Raw genomic sequence first — 24,559 nt, 5'->3', positions numbered from 1 at the left:
CGGATCTAGCGGGATGTTCCTGTGGGCAGCGATGTCGTGTGTGTTGTCTTGGTGCGGCCATTGCCGCTAGTGTCGGCGCTCCCTTTCCGCAACACGATATGACATCGGCAAGCCATTGACGGACGTTTTGACCACCGCTTCCCTGATCTCGGAAGAGAGCCGCGCTACGGCCACTCCCATGATGGAGCAATATATCGAGATCAAGGCGAACAATCCCGGTTCGCTGCTGTTTTACCGCATGGGCGATTTTTACGAATTGTTCTTTGACGATGCGGTGGAAGCCTCGCGGTCGCTGGGCATCACGCTGACGAAACGCGGCCAGCATATGGGGCAGGATATTCCCATGTGCGGCGTTCCCGTTCACGCCGCGGATGATTATCTCCAGAAGCTCATCCTGCGCGGTTATCGCGTCGCCGTCTGCGAGCAGGTGGAGGACCCGGCCGAGGCGAAAAAGCGCGGATCGAAATCCGTGGTGAAGCGCGATGTGGTGCGGCTTGTCACGCCTGGCACGCTCACCGAAGAAAAGCTGCTGTCGCCGACGGAATCCAACTATCTTATGGCGCTCGCTCGTATTCGCGGCAGTGCGGAGGCACAGTTTGCGCTTGCCTGGATTGATATTTCCACCGGCGTCTTCCGCTTGGCGGAAACCACGCTGACGCGGCTCCTCGCTGATATCTGGCGCATCGATCCGCGTGAGCTGATCGTTACCGACAGTCTGTTCCATGACGAAGAGCTGCGACCGGTTTTCGATATGCTTGGCCGTGTCGCCGTGCCGCAGCCGGCCATTCTGTTCGACAGCGCTACGGCGGAAGGGCGGATCGCGCGTTACTTCAACGTCTCGACCCTCGATGGTTTCGGCACATTTTCGCGCGTGGAAATGGCCGCTGCCGCTGCCGCGGTTGCCTATGTTGAAAAGACCCAGATTGCCGAGCGCCCGCCGCTTGGTGCGCCGGAACGCGAAAGCGCTGCCTCCACGCTGTTCATCGATCCCGCGACCCGCGCCAATCTGGAGTTGGTGAAGACGCTCTCAGGCGAAAGGGACGGATCGCTCCTGCATGCCCTCAACCGCACGGTCACGGGCGGCGGTGCGCGGCTTCTGGCCGAGCGGCTGATGTCTCCCTTGACCGATCCGGAAAGGGTTAACGCCCGTCTCGATGCGGTCGCCTATCTTATTGATGACGTATCCCTTTGCGATGGCCTGCGCGACGCCTTGAAACAGGTTGCCGATATGCCGCGCGCGCTCTCCCGTCTTGCGCTGGAGCGCGGTGGCCCGCGCGATCTCGGGGCGATCAGGCAGGGCCTGGCGTCGGCCGAGAGAATTGCCGCCATTCTCGATCAGGGATTATTGCCGGAGGAGCTTGCTGCTGCACTTGCGGATCTGAAGGCTTTGCCGGGCGGGTTGGAAGCCATGCTCGGATCGATGCTGGCCGACGATCTGCCGCTTTTGAAGCGTGATGGCGGTTTTCTGCGTGAGGGCGCCAATCCAGAACTCGACGACGTGCGCGCATTGCGTGACCAGTCGCGCCGGGTGATCGCCGGGCTGCAGCTGCAATATGCCGAGGAAACCGGCATCAAGTCGCTCAAGATCAAGCATAACAACGTGCTTGGTTATTTCATCGAGGTAACGGCGGGCAACGCCGATGTCATGATGGCGACGGATGAAGCGAAGGCGCGCTTCATTCACCGCCAGACCATGGCCGGCGCCATGCGCTTCACCACCACCGAGCTTGCCGATCTCGAAAGCCGCATCGCCAATGCCGCGGCTGAGGCTCTGACCATGGAGCTGGAAGCCTTCGAGCGCATGGTCGAGGCCGTGGTGCAGCAGGCGGAGGCGATCAAGGCGGGTGCGCTGGCGCTTGCGGTGATCGATGTCGCCTCAAGCCTTGCTTATCTCGCTACCGAACAGGCCTATTGCCGACCGATCGTTGATGCCTCCATGACCTTCGCGATCACAGGCGGGCGCCACCCTGTGGTTGAACAGGCCCTGCGGCGCCAGTCGGCTGGGCCATTCATCGCCAATAATTGCGATCTGTCGGCTGCTGCGGGCGGCAAAAATGGTGCGATCTGGCTGCTGACCGGCCCTAATATGGGCGGTAAGTCGACTTTCCTGCGTCAGAATGCGCTCATCGCCATCCTCGCGCAGATCGGCTCCTTCGTTCCGGCAGAAGCCGCCCATATCGGCATCGTAGACCGGCTGTTTTCCCGCGTCGGCGCGTCCGACGATCTGGCGCGTGGCCGCTCGACCTTCATGGTGGAAATGGTGGAAACGGCCGCCATCCTCAATCAGGCGACGGATCGCTCGCTGGTCATTCTGGATGAGATCGGCCGTGGCACGGCAACCTTCGACGGCCTTTCGATCGCCTGGGCGGCGGTCGAGCATCTGCACGAGGTCAATCGTTGCCGTGGCCTCTTCGCCACGCATTTCCACGAACTGACGGTGCTGTCGGAAAAACTTGGTCGCCTTTCCAATGCCACGATGCGGGTGAAGGAATGGGAGGGTGATGTCATCTTCCTGCACGAGGTCGGACCGGGTGCTGCGGATCGTTCCTACGGTATTCAGGTGGCACGGCTCGCCGGACTTCCGGCATCGGTGGTGGAGCGCGCCCGTGAGGTGCTGACGAAGCTCGAAGATGCCGATCGAAAGAACCCGGCCAGTCAGCTGATCGACGATCTTCCGCTGTTCCAGATCGCGGTTCGCCGTGAGGAAACCCGCAAGGCTGGACCATCTAAGGTGGAAGAAGCTTTGAAGGGGCTCAACCCGGACGAAATGACGCCGCGTGAGGCATTGGACGCGCTCTATGCGTTAAAGAAAGAACTTGGCAAGGCTTAAGAGGATAGACTGCCTGTCCATCGCCTTTGAAACTCGCTATAGGACAATCCCATCGCAAGCGGTGGCTTTTCCACAGGACATGGATAACGGCATAAATGGCCATCAAGGACCTGGATTTTTCCGAAATTCTCGATGTTTCGGCGCTGAAGCGCGAATGCGACATCATCTTCAAGAACGACGGCAAGCGCATCGCCGATGTCAGGTCAGACCTGCTGCCGATCTTTCGCAAGGCCAGCACGGAAGGCCGGGAAAAGGCTCGCGAACTGCTGAAATCCGACGGCAGCGGCATCGATTGCGCCCGACGTATCTCCTGGCTCCAGGACCGGCTGATCGAAATCCTCTATGATCTCGCCTGCCAATATGTCTATCCGAAAGACGCGCCGCAGATCGCCGTTGCAGCGGTGGGGGGTTACGGTCGCGGCACGCTGGCGCCGGGATCGGATATCGACCTTCTGTTCCTGCTGCCGGCCAAGAACACGCCGGATATGCACAAGGCCGTGGAGTTCGTGCTTTATCTGCTCTGGGATCTCGGCTTCAAGGTCGGCCACGCCACGCGCACGGTGGATGAGTGCGTCCGCCTGTCGAAATCCGATATGACCATCCGCACCGCCATTCTGGAAGTGCGGGCAATCTGCGGCAAAAAATCCCTGACCGACGATCTCGAAAAACGTTTCGAGTCGGAAGTTGTCACCGGCACCGGGCCGGAATTCATCGCCGCCAAGCTGGCAGAGCGTGACCAGCGTCACCGCAAGGCGGGCGATACGCGCTATCTGGTGGAGCCGAACGTCAAGGAAGGCAAGGGCGGCCTGCGCGACCTGCACACGCTGTTCTGGATCGCCAAATATTATTACCATGTCCGCGATACAGCCGATCTCGTCAAGCTTGGCGTCCTGTCTAAGCGCGAACTCAGGCTGTTCGAAAAGGCCGATGATTTTCTCTGGGCCGTCCGTTGCCAGATGCATTTCATCACCAACAAGGCGGAAGAGCGCCTTTCCTTCGACATTCAGCGCGAGATCGCCGATGCGCTGGGCTATCAGCCACGCCCCGGGCTTTCCGCCGTCGAACGTTTCATGAAGCATTACTTCCTGGTGGCGAAGGACGTGGGTGACCTGACCCGCATCGTCTGCGCCGCACTGGAGGACAGGCAGGCAAAGGACGTGCCGGGCCTGTCGGGTGTTCTCAGCCGCTTTGCCCACCGCGTCCGCAAAATTCCCGGTTCTGTTGAATTCGTTGAGGATCGCGGCCGCATCGCGCTGGCCAAGCCGGACGTGTTCAAAAACGATCCGGTCAATTTGATCCGGCTCTTTCATATCGCCGATATCAACAATCTCGAACTTCACCCGGATGCGCTGCGTGTCGTTACCCGGTCGCTGTCGCTGATCAATGACGGGCTTCGCGAGAACGAGGAGGCGAACCGGCTGTTTCTGGCGATCCTCACCTCGAGGCGTGATCCGGCGCTCACCTTGCGGCGCATGAACGAGGCTGGCGTCCTCGGCAAGTTCATTCCCGAATTCGGCAAGATCGTCGCGATGATGCAGTTCAACATGTATCATCACTATACGGTGGACGAGCATCTGATCCGCTCGGTCGGCGTACTGTCGGAGGTGGACAAGGGGACGGCTGTGGATGCCCATCCGCTTGCCAACCAGCTGATGCCGGGTGTCGAGGAGCGTGAGGCACTTTATGTGGCCGTTCTGCTGCACGATGTCGCCAAGGGCCGGCAGGAGGACCACTCGATTGCCGGCGCGCGGGTGGCCCGCAAGCTTTGCCAGCGTTTCCGGCTGACCGGCAAGCAGACCGAAATGGTGGTCTGGCTGATCGAGCAGCATCTTCTGATGTCCATGGTCGCCCAGACGCGCGACCTCCACGACCGCAAGACCATCACCGATTTCGCCGACAAGGTGCAATCCATGGAGCGGCTGAAGATGCTGCTTATCCTGACGGTCTGCGATATCCGCGCGGTCGGCCCGGGTGTCTGGAACGGCTGGAAGGGTCAGTTGCTCCGCTCGCTTTATTACGAGACCGAGCTGCTCCTCTCCGGTGGCTTTTCGGAAGTCTCACGCAAGGAAAGGGCGCATATTGCCCGTCAGGCGCTTTACGACGCGCTGGAAGACTGGGGCCAGAAGGCACGGCGCAAATACACCAAGCTGCACTATGAGCCCTATCTGCTGACGGTGGCGCTGGAAGATCAGGTGCGTCACACCCGCTTCATCCGCGAGGCCGACAAGCAGGAAAAAGCGCTGTCGACCATGGTGCGCACACATTCCTTCCACGCCATCACCGAAATCACCGTGCTGGCGCCCGACCATCCGCGCCTGCTGTCGATCATTACCGGCGCCTGCGCTGCGGCCGGCGCCAACATTGCCGACGCGCAAATCTTCACCACATCCGATGGGCGGGCGCTCGATACGATCCTGATCAACCGCGAATTTCCGATCGACGAAGACGAGACGCGGCGCGGCAACAATGTCGGCAAGCTGATCGAAGAGGTTCTGTCCGGTCGTCAGCGCCTGCCGGAAATGATTGCCACCCGCACCAAGAGCCGGAGGAAGAAAAGCGCCTTCACCATTCCGCCCTCCGTCATCATTTCCAACGGGCTTTCGAACAAGTTCACCGTTATCGAGGTCGAGTGCCTGGACCGGCCGGGGCTTCTGGCGGATATGACGGCTGTCATTGCCGATCTGTCGCTGGATATTCATTCCGCACGCATCACCACCTTCGGCGAGAAGGTCATCGACACATTCTACGTGACGGATCTCTTCGGTCAGAAGGTCACCAACGACAACCGGCAGGCCAGCATTGCCACGCGTCTGAAGGCCGTGATGAGCGAGCAGGAAGACGAATTGCGCGATCGCATGCCAAACGGCATCATCGCCCATCCCGATGTGGCGGCGCTGCCGGCCACGCGCACGGCAAAGGCTTGAAATTCCCATGAGCTTGATCGGAAAGTTCGCCACGGTCGGCACGGCCACGCTCGGAAGCCGTATCTTCGGGTTCCTCCGCGAGACGCTGATGGCCGCAGCCGTCGGTACCGGCCCGGTTGCCGATGCCTTCAATGCTGCCTTCCGGTTCCCGAACACCTTCCGGCGCCTTTTTGCCGAAGGCGCGTTCAACTCGGCCTTCGTGCCGCTTTTTGCCAAGGAAATCGAGGCGAACGGCATGGAGGGCGCAAGGCGCTTTTCCGAAGAAGTTTTCGGCGTTCTGTTCACCGTGCTTCTGGCTTTGACGATCCTGATGGAACTGTCGATGCCGTTCATCGTGCGCACCGTTATTGCGCCGGGCTTTCTGGAAGACCCGGTGAAATTCGACAACACCGTCCGTCTCGCAACCATCATGTTTCCCTATCTCGCCTGCATGTCGCTGGCGGCGATGATGGGCGGCATGCTGAATTCGCTGCACCGTTATTTCGCTGCCGCGATTGCTCCGGTCTTCCTGAACATCATTCTGATTGGTGTTCTGATGCTGGCCTGGTGGAAGCATTACGACCCGCTTCAGGTGGGTTATGCCCTGTCCTGGGGTGTCATGGCGGCGGGTGTGGTGCAGCTTGGCATCGTCTGGATCGCCGTGCGCAATGCCGGCATGCGGATCGGTTTCCGCAGACCCCGGCTGACGAAGAATGTCCAGCGCCTGCTGGTCCTTGCTTTGCCGGCCGCGATCACCGGCGGCATCACCCAGATCAATCTCCTGATCAACACCAATATCGCGTCTGCCGGTGAGGGTGTGATCTCCTCGCTTGCCTATGCCGACCGGATTTACCAGCTGCCGCTCGGTGTCGTCGGCATCGCCGTTGCCACCGTGCTTTTGCCGGAGCTGGCGCGGGCTTTGCGTGGCGGACATATGGTCGAGGCGGGAAGCCTGCAAAACCGCTCGGTCGAATTCGTGCTGTTTTTGACATTGCCCGCTGCCGCTGCCCTTCTCGTTATGGCGGAACCCATCGTGCGCTTTCTGTACGAGCGCGGCAATTTCGCGCCTTCGGCCACCGTCACCGTCGCGCAGATCCTCGGTATTTATGGCCTCGGCCTGCCGGCTTTCGTGCTGATAAAGGCGTTCATTCCCGGCTTCTTTGCCCGCGAGGATACCCGCACGCCGATGATCTTCGCGGCGATTTCCGTGGTTGTGAACGTCTCTCTGGCGCTGACATTGTTTCCGCGTCTCGGAGGTCCGGGCATCGCCATCGCCGAGATCACCGCCGGCTGGGTCAATGCCGCCCTGCTGTTCGGGATGCTGTTGTGGCGGGGTCACTGGCATGTGGACATTCCGCTCCTTACCCGCATTCCGCGCTTGCTGCTGGCCGCCGCCCTTATGGCGGGCTTCGTTCACTATGCGCTGACCTATCTCAGCTTCGAGCTGTCCTCCGCCTCCTCCATTTTCGTCCGGGCCGGAACCATCATGGGCCTCGTGCTCTCCGCCATGCTCGTTTATTTCGTGCTGGCGTTCGTTTCGGGTGGTGCCGATCTCGGCATGGTCAAGAGAGCCATCAAAAAGCGCCGCAACAAGAATGCCCAGACGGAGACAAGCTGATGTCCTTCGCAGAAAACCGTCGCATCGCCCTCATCACACTCGTGGTGGACGATTATGACCGGGCAAAGACGTTTTATTGCGAGGTTCTGGGGTTTGACTGCCTTTCCGACCAACCTCTTGATGACGGCAAACGCTGGCTGGTGGTGAAGCCTCAAGGGACCGATGGCTGTGCCCTCTTGCTTGCCGAGGTGGATGGCGAAGCGCAGCGTCTTGCCATCGGCAACCAGACCGGCGGCCGTGTCGGGTTTTTCCTGCATACCGACGATTTCGGTCGTGACTACGAGACGATGCTTGCGCGCGGCGTGCGCTTTCTGGAAGAACCGCGCCATGAGGTTTATGGCTCCGTCGCGGTCTTTGCGGACCCTTATGGAAATCACTGGGATCTTCTTCAGCCACGCGGCTGACGCGCCCTGAAACCGCTTGATTGCGAGGGGCTGTAGGTGCATAAGCGCGCGTGCAATTCCAACCACGGGGCGGGGCCCTCCACAAGCCTTTTCGAGGACGACAATGAACGCATTCAAGCCGCTGGTTTTCTCGGGCGTCCAGCCGACCGGCAATCTGCATCTCGGCAATTATCTCGGGGCCATCCGCAAATTCGTGGCGTTGCAGGAAGATAACGACTGCATCTATTGCGTCGTCGACATGCATGCCATCACCGCCCAGCTCGTTCATTCGGACCTGAAGGCGCAAACCCGCTCGATCGCTGCCGCCTTCATTGCCGCAGGCATCGACCCGGTGAAGCATATCGTCTTCAACCAGTCGGCTGTGCCGCAGCACGCCGAACTCGCCTGGATCTTCAATTGCGTGGCGCGCATCGGCTGGATGGAGCGCATGACGCAGTTCAAGGACAAGTCCGGCAAGAATGCCGAGCAGGTGTCGCTTGGGCTGCTTGCCTATCCGAGCCTGATGGCTGCGGACATTCTCGTCTACCGCGCGACCCACGTTCCTGTCGGCGACGACCAGAAGCAGCATCTGGAACTGGCCCGCGACATCGCCCAGAAATTCAACATCGATTTCGGCGACCATATCCGCAACGCAGGTCTCGGCCTCGACATCACGGTGGGCAATGAGCCGGTGCATGCCTATTTCCCGATGGTGGAGCCGCTGATCGGCGGTCCGGCACCGCGGGTGATGTCGTTGAAGGACGGCACCAAGAAGATGTCGAAGTCCGATCCGTCGGATCTGTCGCGCATCAACCTCATGGACGATGTCGATGCCATTTCGAGAAAGATCAAGAAGGCGAAGACGGACCCGGATGCACTGCCGAGCGAAGTGGAAGGCCTGAAGGGCCGCCCGGAGGCCGAAAACCTCGTTGGTATCTATGCGGCACTGTCTGACAAGACGAAAGCGGAGGTTCTTTTAGAATTCGGCGGACAGCAGTTCTCGGCCTTCAAGCCGGCTCTCGTCGAGCTTGCCGTCAATGTGCTGGCTCCGGTCAACAACGAGATGCGCCGCCTTCTAGACGATCCCACCCACATCGATGCCATCCTCAAACAGGGTGGTGAGCGCGCGCGCGCGATCGCCGAAAACACGATGAACGAGGTGCGCGACATCATCGGGTTCCTGCGCTGACCACGTATCGCCTTGCGGATCACGGCAGGCGGTTTGCGCCCGCCGTGATTTGATATAATCTCCGCCCGAACCGTCGGGCGGTTTTTCGGATCGCGGCGGACACAGGGAGTGCGGAATGGTTTCAAAACGGCTGTCGCGTCTGGAAGGGCATCGTCGCAAATTTCTCGCTGTTATCGATGACACACCGGAATGCGAAAGGGCCGTGCATTATGCCGGTCGTCGCGCCAAGAACTCCAATGGCGGACTGGTTCTGCTTTACATGATACCGGAAGGCGATTTCCAGCAGTGGCTGGGCGTCGAGCAGATCATGCGGGCCGAGGCGCGCGAGGAGGCGGAAGCAACGCTTGCCAAGATCGCCCAGAAGGTCCGTGAGACCATCGGCATCGAGCCGGAAGCGGTGATCCGTGAAGGCGGCGCAACCGAACAGATCCACGGGCTCATCGAGGAAGATCGCGATATTGCCATTCTGGTTTTGGCGGCAGGATCGACGAAGGAGGGGCCGGGACCGCTCGTCTCCTCCATCTCAGGACGCGGTGCGGCCTTCCCCATCCCCGTCACCGTGCTGCCGGATACGCTGACGGATGAGGAAATCGACGCCCTTTGCTGAACTTTGTTCGACCCCGAAAGGCAGGAACGGATTCGGGCAAGAATTTGGGGCTGACGATTTCTTGAATGTAATTATCATGTCAGGGCTTGAAGTAAGGCTTCGCCAGGCGTATTTTTTGGAAGAATTCTAAATTGCGGGGCGTGAACGGCGACCTCGAAGGAGACAGATAATGTTCATTCAGACGGAAGCCACGCCGAACCCCGCGACCCTCAAGTTCCTGCCGGGCAAGGTGGTGCTGGAAAGCGGCACGGCTGAGTTTCTCAACCCTGCGCAGGCGCAGGCCTCGCCGCTGGCAGAGCGCCTCTTCACCATTCCGGGTGTCACCGGCGTTTATTTCGGCTTCGATTTCATCACCGTCACCAAGGATGACGCCGAATGGCAGCATCTGAAGCCCGCCATTCTCGGTTCGATCATGGAGCATTTCATGTCTGGCCGCCCCATCATGGGCACTGCCATTGCGGCTGAAGTGTCGGATGAGGAAGGCGAGTTCTTTGAAGAGGGTGACGAAACCATCGTCGCCACCATCAAGGAACTGCTGGATACCCGCGTCCGCCCCGCCGTAGCGCAGGATGGTGGCGATATCACTTTCCGTGGTTTCCGCGACGGCACTGTGTTCCTGAACATGAAGGGCGCCTGCTCCGGTTGCCCGTCCTCCACCGCCACGCTGAAGCACGGCGTCCAGAACCTGCTTCGCCATTTCGTGCCGGAAGTGCGCGAAGTCGAAGCTGTATGACGTTGTAAGCCAGGCCGCGCCATGATTGTTCTCGCACTCGATACCTCAGGTGTGGACTGTTCCGCCTGCGTCTATGACAGCGCCTCCGACACGGTGCTTGGCGAGGTATGCGAAACCATCGGAAAAGGTCATGCCGAGCGGCTGATGGCTGTGATTGATGGTGCCCTGCAGCAGGCGCAGCTGCCGCTTCAGAAAGTCGGACGCATCGCGGTAACGATCGGACCGGGTTCCTTTACCGGCATTCGCGTCGGCGTTGCCGCCGCGCGTGGTTTTGCCCTGTCGCTCGGCATAGAGGCAGTCGGCGTAACCACGCTTGAGACGATCGCCTTGCATCATCTGCTGGAAAATCCCGGCCGGCCAGTGGCTGTCGGGCTCGACGCCAAACGGGGCGAAGCCTACCTCCAGACATTTGCAGAGGATGGATCGCCGCTCCTCGAGGCCGCGCTTTTGTCTCTGGAGGATGCCAAAACGGCTCTCTCCGGTTTCGATGGCGCCATTATCGGTTCCGCCGCACCCCTTTTTCAGGGTTTCGACACGGGGTCGGGTCCCGATCATTTTCCGATTTCCACTGTTGCGCGGGCGGGTGGACGCAAGCCGAAAGGCATGCCGAAACCCGCACCGCTTTACCTTCGCGGCCCGGATGCCCGGCCGCAGACGGGTTTTGCGCTGGCACGCCAGAGCGTTGCCTGATAGGTGGCACCCGTAAATGCGTGCGGATGATTCCTTGTTATGTTTGACGAATATCTAAGCTGGAAGCCCTATTTCGAGATCGTGCCGATGCAGCATGAGGATTGCGCCGGAGTGGCGGAATTGCATGCGCTGCGCTTTCCGCGCCCCTGGAATGACGGGGAGTTTTCCGGGCTGTTGACGCAGGGCTCGGTTTTCGGTGCCGTCGCGCGGCAGACGAACGCATTTTTCAGCAAACCGCTCGGTGGTTTCGTGCTTGCGCGCGAAGTGGCCGGCGAGGCGGAAATCCTGACCGTTGCGGTGGCCGACAAGTTCGCGCGCACCGGCCTCGGCTGGCGCCTGATGCAATCGGCCGTCCGTGAGGCGATGATGCGCGGTGCCGAAACGATGTTCCTGGAAGTGGACAGCAACAATGCCTCCGCTCTGGGACTTTATAAAAAGCTCGGCTTCAAAACGGTCGCTGAGCGCAAGGCCTATTACACCGCCAAGGATGGCGCGAAGTCGACGGCGCTTGTCATGCGCCGCGATCTTCGCTAGTTCCCTGCGACAGGCATTTTTCGGCGACAGCCCCGAAATTCAACCGGAATACTCAAAAGGCCAGAAGACGTGATAGACCTTTCGAAAACGCTGGAGGAACTTTGTGCCGAACGCGGCATGCGGATGACGGACCAGCGCCGTGTCATCGCCCGCGTGCTGCAGGAATCGGCAGACCATCCGGATGTCGAGGAGCTTTACCGCCGTTCCTCCGCCGTGGATCCGCGCATCTCGATTTCTACCGTTTACAGAACGGTGAAGCTGTTCGAGGACGCCGGCATCATCGAGCGTCATGATTTTCGCGATGGCCGCTCGCGTTACGAGACCGTGCCTGAGGAACATCACGATCATCTGATCGATCTGAAGAATAGTGTGGTCATCGAGTTTCATTCACCCGAGATCGAGGCGCTTCAGGAAAAGATCGCCAGGGAGCATGGCTTCAAGCTCGTTGATCACCGGCTCGAACTCTACGGTGTGCCGTTGAAGCCCGGCGAACATTGAGACGCTGGTGAGCAAGCGCACGGTTCAATCATGATGTGGCTTCGGACAGCCTATATTGCGGTCGTTCTCCTGATCGTCACGCTTATATTGCTGCCGCTGCAACTGTTGGGCCTTGCCTTCGACTGGCGGCTTCGCCGTCGCATTCCACGCATCTGGCACCGCATAGCCTGCCATGTCCTCGGCATCCGCGTGCATGTCCATGGGGATGTGGAGCGGGCAAAACCGCTGATGCTGGCGGCCAACCACGCCTCGTGGAAGGACATTCTCGTTCTCGGCAGTATTGCCGACGTGGTGTTCATCGCCAAGACGGAAGTGCGTGACTGGCCCGTCTTCGGCTGGCTCGCCCGTCTGCAGAAAAGCATCTTCGTCCAGCGCGAGCAGAAGCGCAGCACCGGTGCGCAGGTCGGCGAGATCGCCGCCCGCATGGCCGATGGCGAGATCGTCGTGTTGTTCCCGGAAGGCACCACCTCTGACGGCAACCGCATGCTTGCCGTCAAATCCTCGCTGTTTGGCGCAGCCTCCACGGCCGCCGAGCAGGTTCCGGGCAAGCTCGTCTATGTGCAGCCGGTTGCAATCGCCTATACGCGGGTGCAGGGCATGGCCATGGGACGTTACCACCGGGTCATTGCGGCCTGGCCGGGCAGCATAACTCTGGTGCCGCATCTGCTCGGTATCATCAGGGCAGGTGCTATCGACGTCGACGTTACATTCGGTGACAGCGTTCCGTTTCACAGCACGGATAACCGCAAGCGTCTGGCGACCGATATTGCCGCTTCTATCCGTTCCATGTTGGCTTTCAGCCTGCGTGGTGGCTGGCGGAAATAGAGCATTCCAGCTTTTCCGGTATTTTTCTGTTTAATCCGGGCGTGAAAAACACTAGATAACCGCCATGACCCAGGAAACGCTTGGCCTCGATGCCCCCGAAATGATTGCCCGCGAGGGTTCTAACAGCAGGAAGGTCTTCATCAAGACCTATGGCTGTCAGATGAACGTCTACGATTCCGTCCGCATGAGCGATGCGCTGGCGAAGGACGGTTACGTTCAGACGGAGGATATGGGCGAGGCGGATCTGGTGCTTCTGAACACCTGTCACATCCGCGAAAAGGCCGCGGAAAAGGTCTATTCGGCGCTCGGCCGCCTGCGCGACATGAAAAAATCGCGCGAAGAACAGGGCCGCGAATTCGTGATCGGCGTTGCCGGATGTGTGGCGCAGGCGGAAGGCGAGGAAATCCTTCGCCGTGCGCCAGCCGTCGATGTCGTCATCGGCCCACAGACCTATCATCGCCTGCCGGACGCCCTGAAGCGGGTGCGCGGCGGCGAGCGCGTCATCGAGACCGAATATGCCGTTGAGGACAAGTTCGAACATCTGCCGGTGGCCGAAAAGGCAACACTGCGTACGCGCGGCGTCACGGCATTTTTGACGGTGCAGGAAGGCTGCGACAAGTTCTGCACCTTCTGTGTTGTGCCCTATACGCGTGGTTCGGAAGTTTCGCGTCCCGTGCGCCAGATCGTGGATGAGGCGATGAAACTGGTGGATGCCGGTGTGCGCGAAATCACGCTGCTCGGCCAGAACGTCAATGCCTGGCAGGGCGAAGGCTCGAAAGGCGAAAAATGGGGACTTGCCGAGCTTCTTTACCGGCTGGCGGAAATTCCCGGTCTCGCACGCCTTCGCTATACCACCAGCCATCCGCGCGACATGGATGACCGCTTGATTGGCGCCCATCGCGACCTGCGCATTCTGATGCCCTATCTGCATCTGCCTGTTCAGTCCGGGTCGGATCGCATTCTGAAGGCGATGAATCGTCGCCACACAGGTGAGGAATATATCCAGCTCATTGAAAAAATCCGGGCCGCCCGCCCTGATATCGCCATGTCCGGGGATTTTATTGTTGGCTTCCCCGGCGAGACGGATCGTGATTTCGAAGACACGATGGCGATCATCGAACAGGTGAAATATGCGCAGGCCTTTTCATTCAAATATTCCACACGCCCCGGAACGCCGGGCGCTGATCTGACGGATCAGGTTGCGGAAGAGGTGAAGGCCGAGCGGCTGGAACGATTGCAGGCGCTGCTCTTGCGGCAGCAGAAGGAATTTGCGGAATCGCTGGTCGGAAAGACGATGGATGTGTTGCTGGAAAAGCCCGGCCGCATGCCTGAACAGTTGATAGGTCGCTCTCCCTGGCTGCAATCTGTGAATCTTGATGCAAAGACTTTGAAAATCGGTGACATTGTTAATGTACGAATCACCGCAACGGGTCCAAACAGCTTGTTTGCCGAGGTGGCAGAGAGTTAGAGTGAGGAGCCGACACTGATTGGGACAGGAGCCTGACCGCTTGAACGCACATGAATTGGTATCACCTTCATCGCGCCAGCCACGCCAAGCCGCGACCGACGCCAATCACTTCGTCCTCACGTTCGAGAATAACAGGATAGCGGGAGAGCTATTCGGTCAGTTCGATCAGAACCTCAAATTGCTGGAACAACGCCTCAACATCGATGCGCGCCCGCGCGGCAATTCCGTTGCCATCACCGGCGATGTCGTTGCCACCAATCAGGCTCGCCGGGCGCTGGATTTCCTTTACGAGCGTCTGCTCAAGGGCGGAACCGCCGAGGTTTCCGACGTGGAAGGCGCGATCCGCATGGCCATGGCGGCAGATGACCAGCTGACCTTGCCGACGATGGAGCGCAAGGCGAAGATCTCCATGGCGCAGATTTCCACGCGCAAGAAGACCGTCGCTGCCCGAACGCCCACCCAGGATGTCTACATGCGGGCGCTGGAGCAGTCCGAACTGGTTTTCGGCGTCGGCCCCGCCGGCACCGGCAAGACCTATCTTGCCGTGGCGCATGCAGCGCAACTTCTGGAGCGTGGTGCGGTCGACCGCATCATCCTCTCGCGTCCCGCAGTAGAAGCGGGCGAACGCCTTGGCTTCCTGCCGGGCGACATGAAGGAGAAGGTCGATCCTTATCTGCGCCCGCTTTACGACGCGCTTTACGACATGATGCCGGGTGACAAGGTGGAGCGCGCCATTCAGGCGGGCGTCATCGAAATTGCGCCGCTGGCCTTCATGCGCGGACGCACGCTTGCCAACGCCGCCGTCATTCTGGACGAAGCCCAGAACACCACGACCATGCAGATGAAAATGTTCCTTACCCGTCTTGGTGAGAAAGGCCGCATGATCGTGACCGGCGACCCAAGCCAGGTGGACCTTCCGCGCGGCGTGAAGTCGGGTCTTGTCGAGGCCCTGCAAATCCTCACCGATGTGGAAGGTGTATCCGTCGTGCGCTTCAAGGATGTGGACGTCGTGCGCCATCCGATGGTGGCGCGCATCGTACGGGCGTACGAATCCCACACGGCGGTGCCGGATGAAAGCCTCGTGAAGGGCAACTGACGCAAGACAATGACAGCTCTGGATATTCAAATCAGCGTCGAGGCCGAAGGCTGGTCCTCGGAAGAGGACCTTCTTGCCTTCGCCACCAAGGCGCTGGATGCAGCGGTTGATTTTTTGAAGCGGGAAGAGAAACAACCCTTCCCGAAAATGCCGGTGGAACTGTCGCTGGTCTTTACCGACGATGAAAATATCCGGGAAATCAATGCCGAATGGCGCGACAAGGACAAGGCAACCAATGTCTTGTCTTTCCCCGCTTTTCCGCTGGAGCCGGGCGGCATGCCCGGCCCGATGCTGGGCGATATCGTCATCGCGCGCGAGACGGTTGAACGCGAGGCTCTTGAACTTGAGAAGAGTTTCGAGGATCATCTGACCCATCTTCTTGTTCATGGGTTCCTGCACCTGTTCGGTTATGACCACATGGATGAGGAGGAGGCGGAAGAAATGGAGTCGCTTGAGACTCGCATTTTGGCGGTGCTTGGCCTATCTGATCCTTACGCGGGACAGGAACCGCTTTGAATATTGTCTGGAGCCATGAACGAACATTCTGCACGACCTGCCAATGAGGGCAGAGAAAACGGCGAGCAGTCCTCCTCGGAGGAGGGCAGTAGTCATTTACGGAACGACTCCAATGCAAAGCCGAGATCGACGATCTGGTCGCGCATTGGACGGTTGCTGAAACCGTCACAGGGCGAGCGCCTGCGCGAGGATTTGACCGACGCGCTGATGGACGACACCGAAATCGGTGCCGCCTTTTCGCCCGAAGAGCGGGCGATGCTGAACAATATCCTGCGTTTCCGGGAGGTTCGGGTCGAAGATATCATGATCCCACGCGTGGATATCGACGGTCTCGACCAGAATATGACCATCGGCGAAGCTCTGATCCTCTTTGAGGAAACCGGGCGCTCCCGCATGCCGGTCTACGATGAGACACTGGATAATCCGAAGGGCATGATCCACATTCGCGATCTGCTGGCCTATGTCGCCAAGCAGGCGCGCAACAAACGCCGGGTGGGATCGCGTGGCGTTGCCTATGGCGAGGCGAAGGCTCCGCGCTCGCCGCGACCGAATTTTGACCTGGCACGGGTGGATCTGGAACAGACGGTCGCCGATGCCGGGCTGGTGCGTAAAATTCTTTTTGCACCCCCCTCCATGCTGGCCTCCGATCTTTTGAAGACCATGCAGGCACAGAGAACACAGCTTGCCCTAGTGATCGACGAATATGGTGGCACGGACGGTCTCGTCAGCCATGAGGACATCGTCGAGATGGTCGTGGGTGACATTGATGACGAGCACGACAAGGACGAGACGATGTTTTCCCGTCTATCCGCCGACGTGCTGGTGGCGGATGCCCGCGCCGAACTTACTGAACTTGCCGAGGCAATCGGACCGGAATTCGATGTCCGCGAACATCTTGAAGAAATCGATACGCTCGGCGGCCTGATATTCTTCGCACTCGGCCGCATTCCGGCCAAGGGTGAAGTGGTCAGGGCCGTACCTGGTTTCGAGTTCCAGATCCTCGATGCGGATACAAGGCGTATCAAGGGTGTCCGTATCGTCCGCGATCATGGCTCGGAAGGGCAGGATGACCGCGCGCCGGGCGATGCCGATGCCGATGAGGTTATTCCGCTGCCCGCGCCGGATGTTCGCCTCATCACCCACCAGCAAAACGCTGACTGAGGTGGGCGACGGGATGCTACCCGTCGCCGCCGCTCCTTGAACGCGTCATCAAGTGTCCAAAAGGACGCACGGTGCTCCGGCGATCATCCCTTCTGTGGACTGCGAATCTTTTTTCCTTTACGTCGAGTCTAAAGGGAAATTCGTTTGCACGGCCATGCCGCGGTTGGGCTTTTCCGGGTGGGCATTAAACGGAGATGGCATGGAGCGTCTTGCAGGCAGGGTAATGCTGGCCGGCGGCAAAAGCCGCGCAGTGATGGCGATTGCCGCAGGCGCGGTTGGAGCGCTGGCCTTGCCTCCGGTTGGCTTTTTCGCAGCGCTTTTTTTGTCTTTCACCCTGCTCGTCTGGTTGGTCGATGGCTGCACCGGCAAGCCGGGCGGTGGCATCTTCAGCCGCATCATGCCCGCTTTCGGCATCGGTTGGTGTTTCGGCCTTGGTTATTTCGTGGCGGGCCTGTGGTGGCTGGGCAATGCGCTCCTGCTGGAAGCTGACGAGTTCGCCTGGGCGCTACCGCTCGCCATCCTCGGCCTTCCGGCTGTTCTCGCCGTGTTTTACGGTTTTGCGGTCGCAGCCGCCAATATCGTCTGGTCGGACGGTCTCGGCCGTATCGCCGCACTTGCGGCCGCATTCGGCCTTTTGGAATGGCTCCGCAGCTTCATAGCAACTGGCTTCCCCTGGAACGCCATCGGTTATGGCATCATGCCTGTGCCGATCATGATGCAGTCGGCGCATCTGCTTGGTCTTTTTGGTGTCACCACGCTTGCCGTTTTCATCTTCGCCTCGCCTGCCTTGATCGGCACGAAAAAAGGCATGTGGCCGGGTCTCATTGTGGCGGGCCTGCTGCTGGCTGGCCATTTTGGTTATGGCTTTTACCGCCTTCAGACACCGTTGGAGACACCTGCGGACGCGCTGACCGTGAGGATAGTGCAGCCGTCGATCGACCAGTCCCGCAAGATGCTGAATGCAGACAGGGCCGAGATTTTCAGCGAGCATCTGCGCTTGACGGGACTGCCGCCCGGCGAAGGAAAAAAACGCCCAGATATCATTGTTTGGCCGGAGACCTCCGTGCCTTTCATCCTGACGCAAAATCCGGACGCTCTGGCGGAAATCGCCAAGACGCTTGAAGACGGGCAGGTCCTGTTTACCGGTGCGGTCAGAATGGAAGATGCCGGTGCCGGCCGGCCTCCGCGTTACTACAATTCGGTCTATGCGATTGACAGTCAGGGCGAGATCATCGGCGCGACCGACAAGGTCCATCTTACACCCTTTGGAGAATATGTCCCTTTCGAAGATATTCTACGGGGATTCGGCATCAATAATGTCATCAGCCTGCCGGGCGGCTTTTCAGCCGCGTCTTCGCGCACGCCTTTGACGCTTCCTTCCGGTAAAACCCTCTATCCCCTGATCTGCTACGAGATCATTTTTCCCGAAGAGATGACCCCTGGTCTGGCGGGCGCCGCAGCGATCCTGAACGTCACGAATGATGGCTGGTTCGGCGATACACCCGGCCCTTATCAGCATTTTCTACAGGCAAGAGTACGGGCCGTTGAAACGGGAGTGCCGGTGATTCGCGGCGCTAATACCGGGATTTCCGCCGTTATAGATCCCTATGGTCGTATTATTGCCGGGTTGGATTACGGCCGGGTCGGAATTGTTGACGCCACCTTGAGTGGTGGGTCAAATGACGCTGTTACTTACGACATACATCGGACGTATTTCTGGTTGATTTTTTCTATCATGCTGACCGTTTCGGTATTTTCTGCCTGGCGTTTTGCCCGGCGCCAGAATTGACCGGGAACCCCTACAATTGCATAGTGAATACGTCAGTCGTAAAACAAGTTTAGACGCTGTCGAAATACCAGCTCATTTCTTCGAATAAGCAATGAAACGAGATATCAACCCTTTCCGAGTGTCAGGACCGCATGATGACCGAAAATAAGAAAAAGCCTAACCCCATCGACATTCATGTCGGAAGCCGAATTCGTCTTCGCAGAACCATGCTGGGCATGAGCCAGGAAAAGCTGGGTGAAAGCCTCGGAATTACCTTTCAGCAAATTCAGAAGTATGAAAAGGGCACGAACCGCGTGGGCGCCAGCCGCCTGCAGAATATCTCCGCGATCCTGAATGTGCCGGTTTCCTTCTTCTTCGAGGACGCGCCGGGTGATCAGGCGGTCGGCACGACGGGCATGGCAGAAGCATCGAGTTCCAATTACGTGGTGGATTTCCTGTCGTCTGCCGAAGGCTTGCAACTGAACCGCGCTTTCGTGAAGATCGCCGACCCGAAGGTTCGGCGCCGCCTCGTTGATCTCGTGAAGTCGCTCGCCGCCGAAGGGGATGCCGAGTAGCACTCGCAGGCGACTGCTTTATTTTCCAGCGTACGGCGCTGGACACTCAACGGTCCGCAAGGGCCGTTTTTTTGTGCCCAATTAGAAAGGAATTCTCACATAAAGATATATTTATGTGGTTGTGTCCTTGTCTTTCATGGCCGAAATGACTAACAAACTCGAAGACCGTTCTTTGAGGGGAATCCCGCATGCGTGCCAATTACCTGTTCACCAGCGAGTCCGTGGCCGAAGGTCATCCGGACAAGGTTTGTGATCGTATTTCCGATGAAATCGTGGATCTCATCTATCGTGAGGCATCCAAGACGGGTGTCGACCCCTGGACCGTGCGCATCGCATGCGAAACGCTTGCGACGACGAACCGCGTCATTATCGCCGGTGAGGTTCGGGTTCCCGATACCCTGCTGAAAAAGGACAAGGACGGCAAGGTTCTCAAGGATGCTGCCGGCCACCCGGTTATCAATCCCTCGAAGTTCAAGTCGGCTGCCCGCAAGGCGATCCGCGACATCGGCTACGAGCAGGATGGTTTCCACTGGAAGACGGCGAAGATCGACGTTCTCCTGCATCCGCAGTCGGCGGATATCGCGCAGGGCGTGGACAACGCCTCCGACAAGCAGGGCGACGAGGGTGCTGGCGACCAGGGCATCATGTTCGGTTACGCCTGCAAGGAAACGCCGGACCTGATGCCGGCTCCGATCTATTATTCCCACCGTATTCTGCAGCTGCTCGCGACCGCCCGTAAAAGCGGCGAAGGCGAAGCTGCGAAACTCGGTCCCGACGCCAAGAGCCAGGTGACGGTTCGTTACGTCGACGGCAAGGCTTCGGAAGCCGTATCCATCGTTTTGTCCACGCAGCATCTCGATGCCAGCTGGGATTCGAAGAAGGTTCGCGAAGTTGTCGAACCTTATATCCGCGAAGCGCTGGGTGACCTGAAGATCGCCGATGATTGCCAGTGGTATATTAACCCGACGGGCAAATTCGTTATCGGTGGTCCGGATGGCGATGCGGGTCTGACCGGCCGCAAAATCATCGTGGACACCTATGGCGGTGCTGCCCCCCATGGCGGCGGTGCATTCTCCGGCAAGGACACGACCAAGGTCGACCGTTCCGCGGCCTATGCTGCCCGCTATCTGGCCAAGAACGTGGTGGCTGCCGGTCTGGCCGAGCGCTGCACCATTCAGATTTCCTACGCGATCGGCATCGCCCAGCCTCTGTCGATTTATGTCGATCTGCACGGTACCGGCAAGGTCAGCGAAGATCAGGTCGAAGGCGCCATCCGCAAGGTCATGGATCTCTCGCCGTCGGGCATTCGCCGTCATCTCGATCTCAACAAGCCGATCTATGCCAAGACGTCCTCCTACGGCCATTTCGGTCGCAAGGCGGGCCGTGACGGTTCCTTCTCCTGGGAGAAGCTCGATCTGGTGAAGCCGCTCAAGGAAGCTTTGAGCGCTTGAAGCATTTCCAGTAAAATTGCGTAGCGATTTTACGTTCGGAAAATGCGGGGACTTGTTCTAAGCCTTGTCATTCGACGGGGATTGAGAGATACCGGTTGCACCATTTGTAACCCGCATAGTGCCATTCAAGTGGCCCTGTGCGGGTTTAGTCTATTTGTTCTTGAGAGTATGACATGACGGAAGAGCGGCGTTCGCGCGCAACGGAAGCGTTTTTTGGCAGACGCAAGGGCAAGCCCCTGCGCAATCAGCAGATCGATACGATCGAAAACCTGCTGCCTTTGCTGAAAATCGATCTGGAAAGCGCGCCTCCGAAAAATCTCGTCGCTCTCTTTCCGGCGGATGTGAAATCGGTCCGTCTGGAAATCGGTTTCGGCGGCGGCGAGCACCTTGCCCACCGCGCGGTTGAAAATCCTGAGACCGGCTTTATCGGCGTCGAGCCCTTCGTCAATTCCATGGCAAAGCTGCTGGCAAGCGTGCGTGAAGGCGAGTTGATGAATATCCGCCTTTACGATGATGACGCGACGCAATTGCTGGATTGGCTGCCGGATGGGTCGATCGATCACATCGATCTACTCTATCCCGATCCCTGGCCGAAGAAGAAGCACTGGAAGCGCCGTTTCGTTTCCGACGTCAATCTTGCCCGTTTCCATCGCGTCCTGAAACCCGGTGGCAAGTTCTGCTTTGCTTCCGATATCGATACCTACGTCAACTGGACGCTACAGCATTGCGCCCGCCACGGCGGTTTCGAGTGGACGGCGGCAAGTGCCGAGGACTGGCACACCCCCTATGCCAACTGGCCGGGCACGCGTTATGAGAACAAGGCGAAAAGAGAAGGCCGCAGCTCGGCCTATCTCACTTTCATTCGCATTTAACAGCTCGAACCGTCAGATATTCGCGTCCACTTCGGCAGCAACCGGAATGGAAGGCTGGGCGCCGGCGCGGGTGCAGGCGAGCGAGCCTGCGACGGCGGCGCGCTTCAGCGCCTTTTCGAAATCCATACCCTGATCGAGGCTGGCGGCGAGATAACCGCAGAATGTATCGCCAGCGCCAACAGTATCGACCGGCTCGATCTTGAGACCGGACGCCTTGAAGACCTTGCCGTTGCGAATGGCGATCACGCCATCAGCACCAAGCGTCACGATCAATGTCTGGCCGGTCTGCTCATGCAGGGATTTGAGTTCATTTTCCCGTTCGGAGGCTGAAAGTCCGTTTTTGTCGATCAGCAGTTCGAACTCGGTTTCATTGGCGATGACGATTTCGGCAAGGCTGGCGAGGCGCGGCCCGTCCGCGGTCAGCGGCGCGGTATTGATGATAGTGGTGATGCGTTTAGCCTTCGCGGCCGTCAGTGCTGCTTCGATTGAGGGTGCCGGCACCTCGAACTGAAGCATCAGAATATCGCCCGCTGCCATCTCCGCCACGGCTTTTGCGGCGTCGGATGCGGAAACTTCGCCATTGGCGGCGGGAATGACCGAGATCATGTTCTCCCCGCCTTCACCGATCAGGATTACGGCGGTTCCCGTGGGGCCGGGCGCGGTCTTGACGAGCGACAGATCGGTGCCGGCATCGCGCAGCAATGTCAGCGCTGGCGCGGCAAAGGTGTCATCACCCGTAGCGCCCGCCATTTTGACCGTTGCACCTGCGCGCCGTGCGGCAAGCGCCTGATTGGCTCCCTTTCCGCCGGCCGCCGTGGAAAAGGTCTCTCCCGTCACGGTTTCACCGGGTTTGGGCAGGCGTTTGGCGGTGGCGACGAGATCCATGTTGATGGAGCCGAAAACAGTAATCATCAGGGCATGTCCGTATGAAATTCAAAGCAAGGCGGTGACTTTGCCCGAGGGGATCACTCGTCGTCAACCACCCGCAACTTGGCCGTTCCTGCCCTGTTCTCTGCAAAGCGTCGCGCCTGCTCGATTTCGCTATGGGAGGTCTCCTTTTCCGTCGGCGAAAAATCGAGGCCCTCGATCTTCTGGCCACGCGCCAGCACCTTGTCGGAGGAAATTAGCATCATGTCGACATCTTTCTGCGCCAGCCCGAAATGGGCCTGCAGCTTGCGCGTCCGGTCGTCCAGCCGCCGCACGTCATCCATGAGAAGCGCGACTTCACCCTGAATGAGGTGCGCCTGCTCGCGCATGCGCTGGTCCTTCAGCACCGACTGGATAACCTGCACCGACAGCATCAAAAGCGATGGCGAGACAATGACGACACGGGCGCGATGGGCACGCTGCACGAGATATTCGAAATGCTGGTGAATATCGGCGAAGATCGATTCCGACGGCACGAAGATGAAGGCCGTATCCTGCGTTTCGCCGCGTATCAGATATTTCTCCGCCACGTCGCGAATATGCACTTCCATATCGCGGCGGAACTGCTGGGTCGCAGCCCGTTTGCCCTCGGGCGTTTCATCCGCCTTCAGCGCATTCCACGCCTCCAGCGGAAACTTGGCGTCGATGACGAGGGACGGGGCGTTGTTCGGCATCCTGATGATGCAGTCTGGTCGGTAGCCATTCGAAAGCGTGGGCTGAAGCTGAAAGGCCCCGGCGGGAAGCGCATCGGCGATCAGCGCTTCCATCCGCGCCTGCCCGAAAGCGCCGCGCGTCTGCTTGTTGGAGAGGATCGCCTGAAGCCCGACCACGTCCTTTGCCAGATCCTGAATATTACCCTGCGCGGCATCGATAACCGCAAGCCGCTCCTGCAGGCGGCTTAGATTCTCGTGCGTCGACCGGGTCTGCTCGGTCAGCGTCTCGCCCAGCCGCTGCGACATGCCGTCGAGGCGCTGGTTGATCGTCTGGCCCATCTCGCTCTGGCGCGTGCCGAGCGTCTCGGCCATCGCCGCGATCCGGCCATGTAGTTCCGACTGGGTTTTCAACAGATCGGAAATTTCACCATCGGCTTCCGCTTTTTTCCCACGACTTTTCGTGACCATCCAGAAAGCGGAAAGGCCGAAAACGAGAGCCGCAAGAAGCCCGCCGAAGCTGATGTCGACGGAGCCGGCCCGCAAGGCGGGATCGAGGAGAAAAGAGAAATCGATGCTCATGGCTAAATCTACCAGATTTCCAGTGATTCGTAAGATCAAAACAAGAACATTCATGCGGCGGAATTGAGTCGGGCAAAACCAGCCGAAGGTCTCTTTTCGACCGCGTATTTTTTATTTCCTCCGCGCAAGAGATACGTTATGGGAAGCCATGACTATCAAACCGCTTATCATTTTGCCCGATCCCGTGCTGCGCCAGCAATCAAGGCCCATCGAACAGGTGGATGCCGAAGTGTTGCGCCTTGCCGACGATATGCTTGAAACCATGTATGATGCGCCGGGTATCGGCCTTGCCGCCATTCAGGTGGGCGTGCCGCGCCGCATGCTGGTGATCGACGTTTCGCGCGAGGACGAGGAGAAAAAGCCGGTCGTCTTCATCAATCCGGAAATCCTCAGAGTGTCGGACGACGTCTCGGCCTATGAGGAAGGGTGTCTCTCCATTCCCGATTATTATGCCGAGGTAGAGCGTCCCGCATCCCTGACAGTGCGATATGTCGATCGTGACGGAAAGCAGCAGACGGTCGATGCGGACGGACTTCTGGCGACGTGTCTGCAGCATGAGATCGACCACCTGAACGGCATTCTGTTCATCGACCATATTTCGCGCCTGAAGCGAGAAATGGTCATCAAGAAATTCACCAAAGCAGCCCGCGCTAAGGTCTGATTCGTCTTAAATATTTAGACGG

Annotated in this window: 22 protein-coding genes; 20 read left to right on the top strand and 2 right to left on the bottom strand. The window is 59.1% G+C overall.

The annotated features are described in order from the left end of the window. Positions 1-178: 178 nt before the first annotated feature. The 19 genes from mutS to trmB all read left to right on the top strand — a co-directional run bounded on the left by mutS (position 179) and on the right by trmB (position 21,717). Positions 179-2,830: a DNA mismatch repair protein MutS gene (mutS, locus tag AC5SEO_RS08280; RefSeq protein ID WP_003514772.1), complete on the top strand. Its 2,652-nt coding sequence runs from the start codon at positions 179-181 to the stop codon at positions 2,828-2,830. A 95-nt stretch (positions 2,831-2,925) separates the two neighbouring features. Next, positions 2,926-5,754, top strand: coding sequence for a [protein-PII] uridylyltransferase (locus AC5SEO_RS08275; RefSeq protein WP_003514778.1), 2,829 nt, complete (start codon positions 2,926-2,928; stop codon positions 5,752-5,754). 7 nt (positions 5,755-5,761) lie between these two features. Continuing rightward, positions 5,762-7,351 (top strand): murein biosynthesis integral membrane protein MurJ, encoded by a 1,590-nt coding sequence (gene murJ / locus AC5SEO_RS08270; RefSeq protein WP_003514779.1) that lies wholly within the window; start codon positions 5,762-5,764, stop codon positions 7,349-7,351. Then, on the top strand, positions 7,351-7,755 hold the full coding sequence (locus tag AC5SEO_RS08265; RefSeq protein WP_174067971.1) for a VOC family protein: 405 nt from the start codon (positions 7,351-7,353) through the stop codon (positions 7,753-7,755). The genes murJ and AC5SEO_RS08265 overlap by 1 nt, the downstream gene beginning before the upstream one ends. A gap of 103 nt (positions 7,756-7,858) precedes the next feature. Beyond that, entirely contained in the window at positions 7,859-8,923 is a 1,065-nt protein-coding gene (trpS, locus tag AC5SEO_RS08260) for a tryptophan--tRNA ligase (RefSeq protein WP_003514781.1), read from the top strand. Between the two features lie 115 nt (positions 8,924-9,038). Then, positions 9,039-9,530, top strand: coding sequence for a universal stress protein (locus AC5SEO_RS08255; protein ID WP_003514782.1), 492 nt, complete (start codon positions 9,039-9,041; stop codon positions 9,528-9,530). Positions 9,531-9,699: 169 nt separating this feature from the next. Continuing rightward, positions 9,700-10,263 carry a NifU family protein gene (locus AC5SEO_RS08250; RefSeq protein WP_111799272.1) on the top strand — a complete coding sequence of 188 codons (564 nt, stop codon included), beginning with the start codon at positions 9,700-9,702 and terminating at the stop codon, positions 10,261-10,263. 21 nt (positions 10,264-10,284) lie between these two features. Continuing rightward, positions 10,285-10,953: a tRNA (adenosine(37)-N6)-threonylcarbamoyltransferase complex dimerization subunit type 1 TsaB gene (gene tsaB / locus AC5SEO_RS08245; RefSeq protein ID WP_013635371.1), complete on the top strand. Its 669-nt coding sequence runs from the start codon at positions 10,285-10,287 to the stop codon at positions 10,951-10,953. A gap of 39 nt (positions 10,954-10,992) precedes the next feature. Further along, a complete protein-coding gene (locus AC5SEO_RS08240) occupies positions 10,993-11,487 on the top strand; it encodes a GNAT family N-acetyltransferase (RefSeq protein WP_003514785.1) in 495 nt (164 codons plus the stop codon). A gap of 69 nt (positions 11,488-11,556) precedes the next feature. Further along, positions 11,557-11,985, top strand: coding sequence for a Fur family transcriptional regulator (locus AC5SEO_RS08235; RefSeq protein ID WP_003514787.1), 429 nt, complete (start codon positions 11,557-11,559; stop codon positions 11,983-11,985). 30 nt (positions 11,986-12,015) lie between these two features. Beyond that, positions 12,016-12,810 carry a lyso-ornithine lipid O-acyltransferase gene (gene olsA, locus AC5SEO_RS08230; RefSeq protein ID WP_174067972.1) on the top strand — a complete coding sequence of 265 codons (795 nt, stop codon included), beginning with the start codon at positions 12,016-12,018 and terminating at the stop codon, positions 12,808-12,810. 64 nt (positions 12,811-12,874) lie between these two features. Continuing rightward, positions 12,875-14,278 carry a tRNA (N6-isopentenyl adenosine(37)-C2)-methylthiotransferase MiaB gene (miaB, locus tag AC5SEO_RS08225; RefSeq protein WP_003514798.1) on the top strand — a complete coding sequence of 468 codons (1,404 nt, stop codon included), beginning with the start codon at positions 12,875-12,877 and terminating at the stop codon, positions 14,276-14,278. A 40-nt stretch (positions 14,279-14,318) separates the two neighbouring features. Beyond that, positions 14,319-15,374 (top strand): PhoH family protein, encoded by a 1,056-nt coding sequence (locus tag AC5SEO_RS08220; RefSeq protein ID WP_003514799.1) that lies wholly within the window; start codon positions 14,319-14,321, stop codon positions 15,372-15,374. A 9-nt stretch (positions 15,375-15,383) separates the two neighbouring features. Further along, the gene (ybeY, locus tag AC5SEO_RS08215) at positions 15,384-15,890 is read left to right on the top strand and encodes an rRNA maturation RNase YbeY (protein WP_019564421.1); all 507 of its coding nucleotides are present in this window, start codon (positions 15,384-15,386) and stop codon (positions 15,888-15,890) included. 15 nt (positions 15,891-15,905) lie between these two features. After that, complete coding sequence (locus AC5SEO_RS08210; RefSeq protein WP_003514803.1) at positions 15,906-17,051, top strand: hemolysin family protein; 1,146 nt, start codon at positions 15,906-15,908, stop codon at positions 17,049-17,051. A 199-nt stretch (positions 17,052-17,250) separates the two neighbouring features. Then, entirely contained in the window at positions 17,251-18,840 is a 1,590-nt protein-coding gene (gene lnt / locus AC5SEO_RS08205; protein ID WP_003514805.1) for an apolipoprotein N-acyltransferase, read from the top strand. 134 nt (positions 18,841-18,974) lie between these two features. Further along, positions 18,975-19,394: a helix-turn-helix domain-containing protein gene (locus tag AC5SEO_RS08200; protein ID WP_003514807.1), complete on the top strand. Its 420-nt coding sequence runs from the start codon at positions 18,975-18,977 to the stop codon at positions 19,392-19,394. A 188-nt stretch (positions 19,395-19,582) separates the two neighbouring features. Then, the gene (gene metK / locus AC5SEO_RS08195) at positions 19,583-20,845 is read left to right on the top strand and encodes a methionine adenosyltransferase (protein ID WP_003514808.1); all 1,263 of its coding nucleotides are present in this window, start codon (positions 19,583-19,585) and stop codon (positions 20,843-20,845) included. Between the two features lie 173 nt (positions 20,846-21,018). Next, positions 21,019-21,717: a tRNA (guanosine(46)-N7)-methyltransferase TrmB gene (gene trmB, locus AC5SEO_RS08190; RefSeq protein ID WP_003514809.1), complete on the top strand. Its 699-nt coding sequence runs from the start codon at positions 21,019-21,021 to the stop codon at positions 21,715-21,717. Positions 21,718-21,729: 12 nt separating this feature from the next. Here trmB and AC5SEO_RS08185 read toward each other — a convergent pair whose 3' ends face one another. Together AC5SEO_RS08185 and AC5SEO_RS08180 are read right to left on the bottom strand one after the other, a co-directional pair. Then, positions 21,730-22,629 carry a ribokinase gene (locus AC5SEO_RS08185; protein WP_113291253.1) on the bottom strand — a complete coding sequence of 300 codons (900 nt, stop codon included), beginning with the start codon at positions 22,627-22,629 and terminating at the stop codon, positions 21,730-21,732. Between the two features lie 53 nt (positions 22,630-22,682). Beyond that, positions 22,683-23,876, bottom strand: coding sequence for a DNA recombination protein RmuC (locus AC5SEO_RS08180; RefSeq protein ID WP_003514811.1), 1,194 nt, complete (start codon positions 23,874-23,876; stop codon positions 22,683-22,685). A 148-nt stretch (positions 23,877-24,024) separates the two neighbouring features. On the opposite strand from AC5SEO_RS08180, the gene def reads away from it, so the two are divergent. After that, positions 24,025-24,537 (top strand): peptide deformylase, encoded by a 513-nt coding sequence (def, locus tag AC5SEO_RS08175; RefSeq protein WP_065703749.1) that lies wholly within the window; start codon positions 24,025-24,027, stop codon positions 24,535-24,537. Positions 24,538-24,559: the final 22 nt, after the last annotated feature.

Source organism: Agrobacterium sp. K11, from assembly GCF_059429395.1.
Note: the sequence above shows the minus strand (reverse complement) of the source record. Positions and strands in the feature narration are given on the sequence as shown.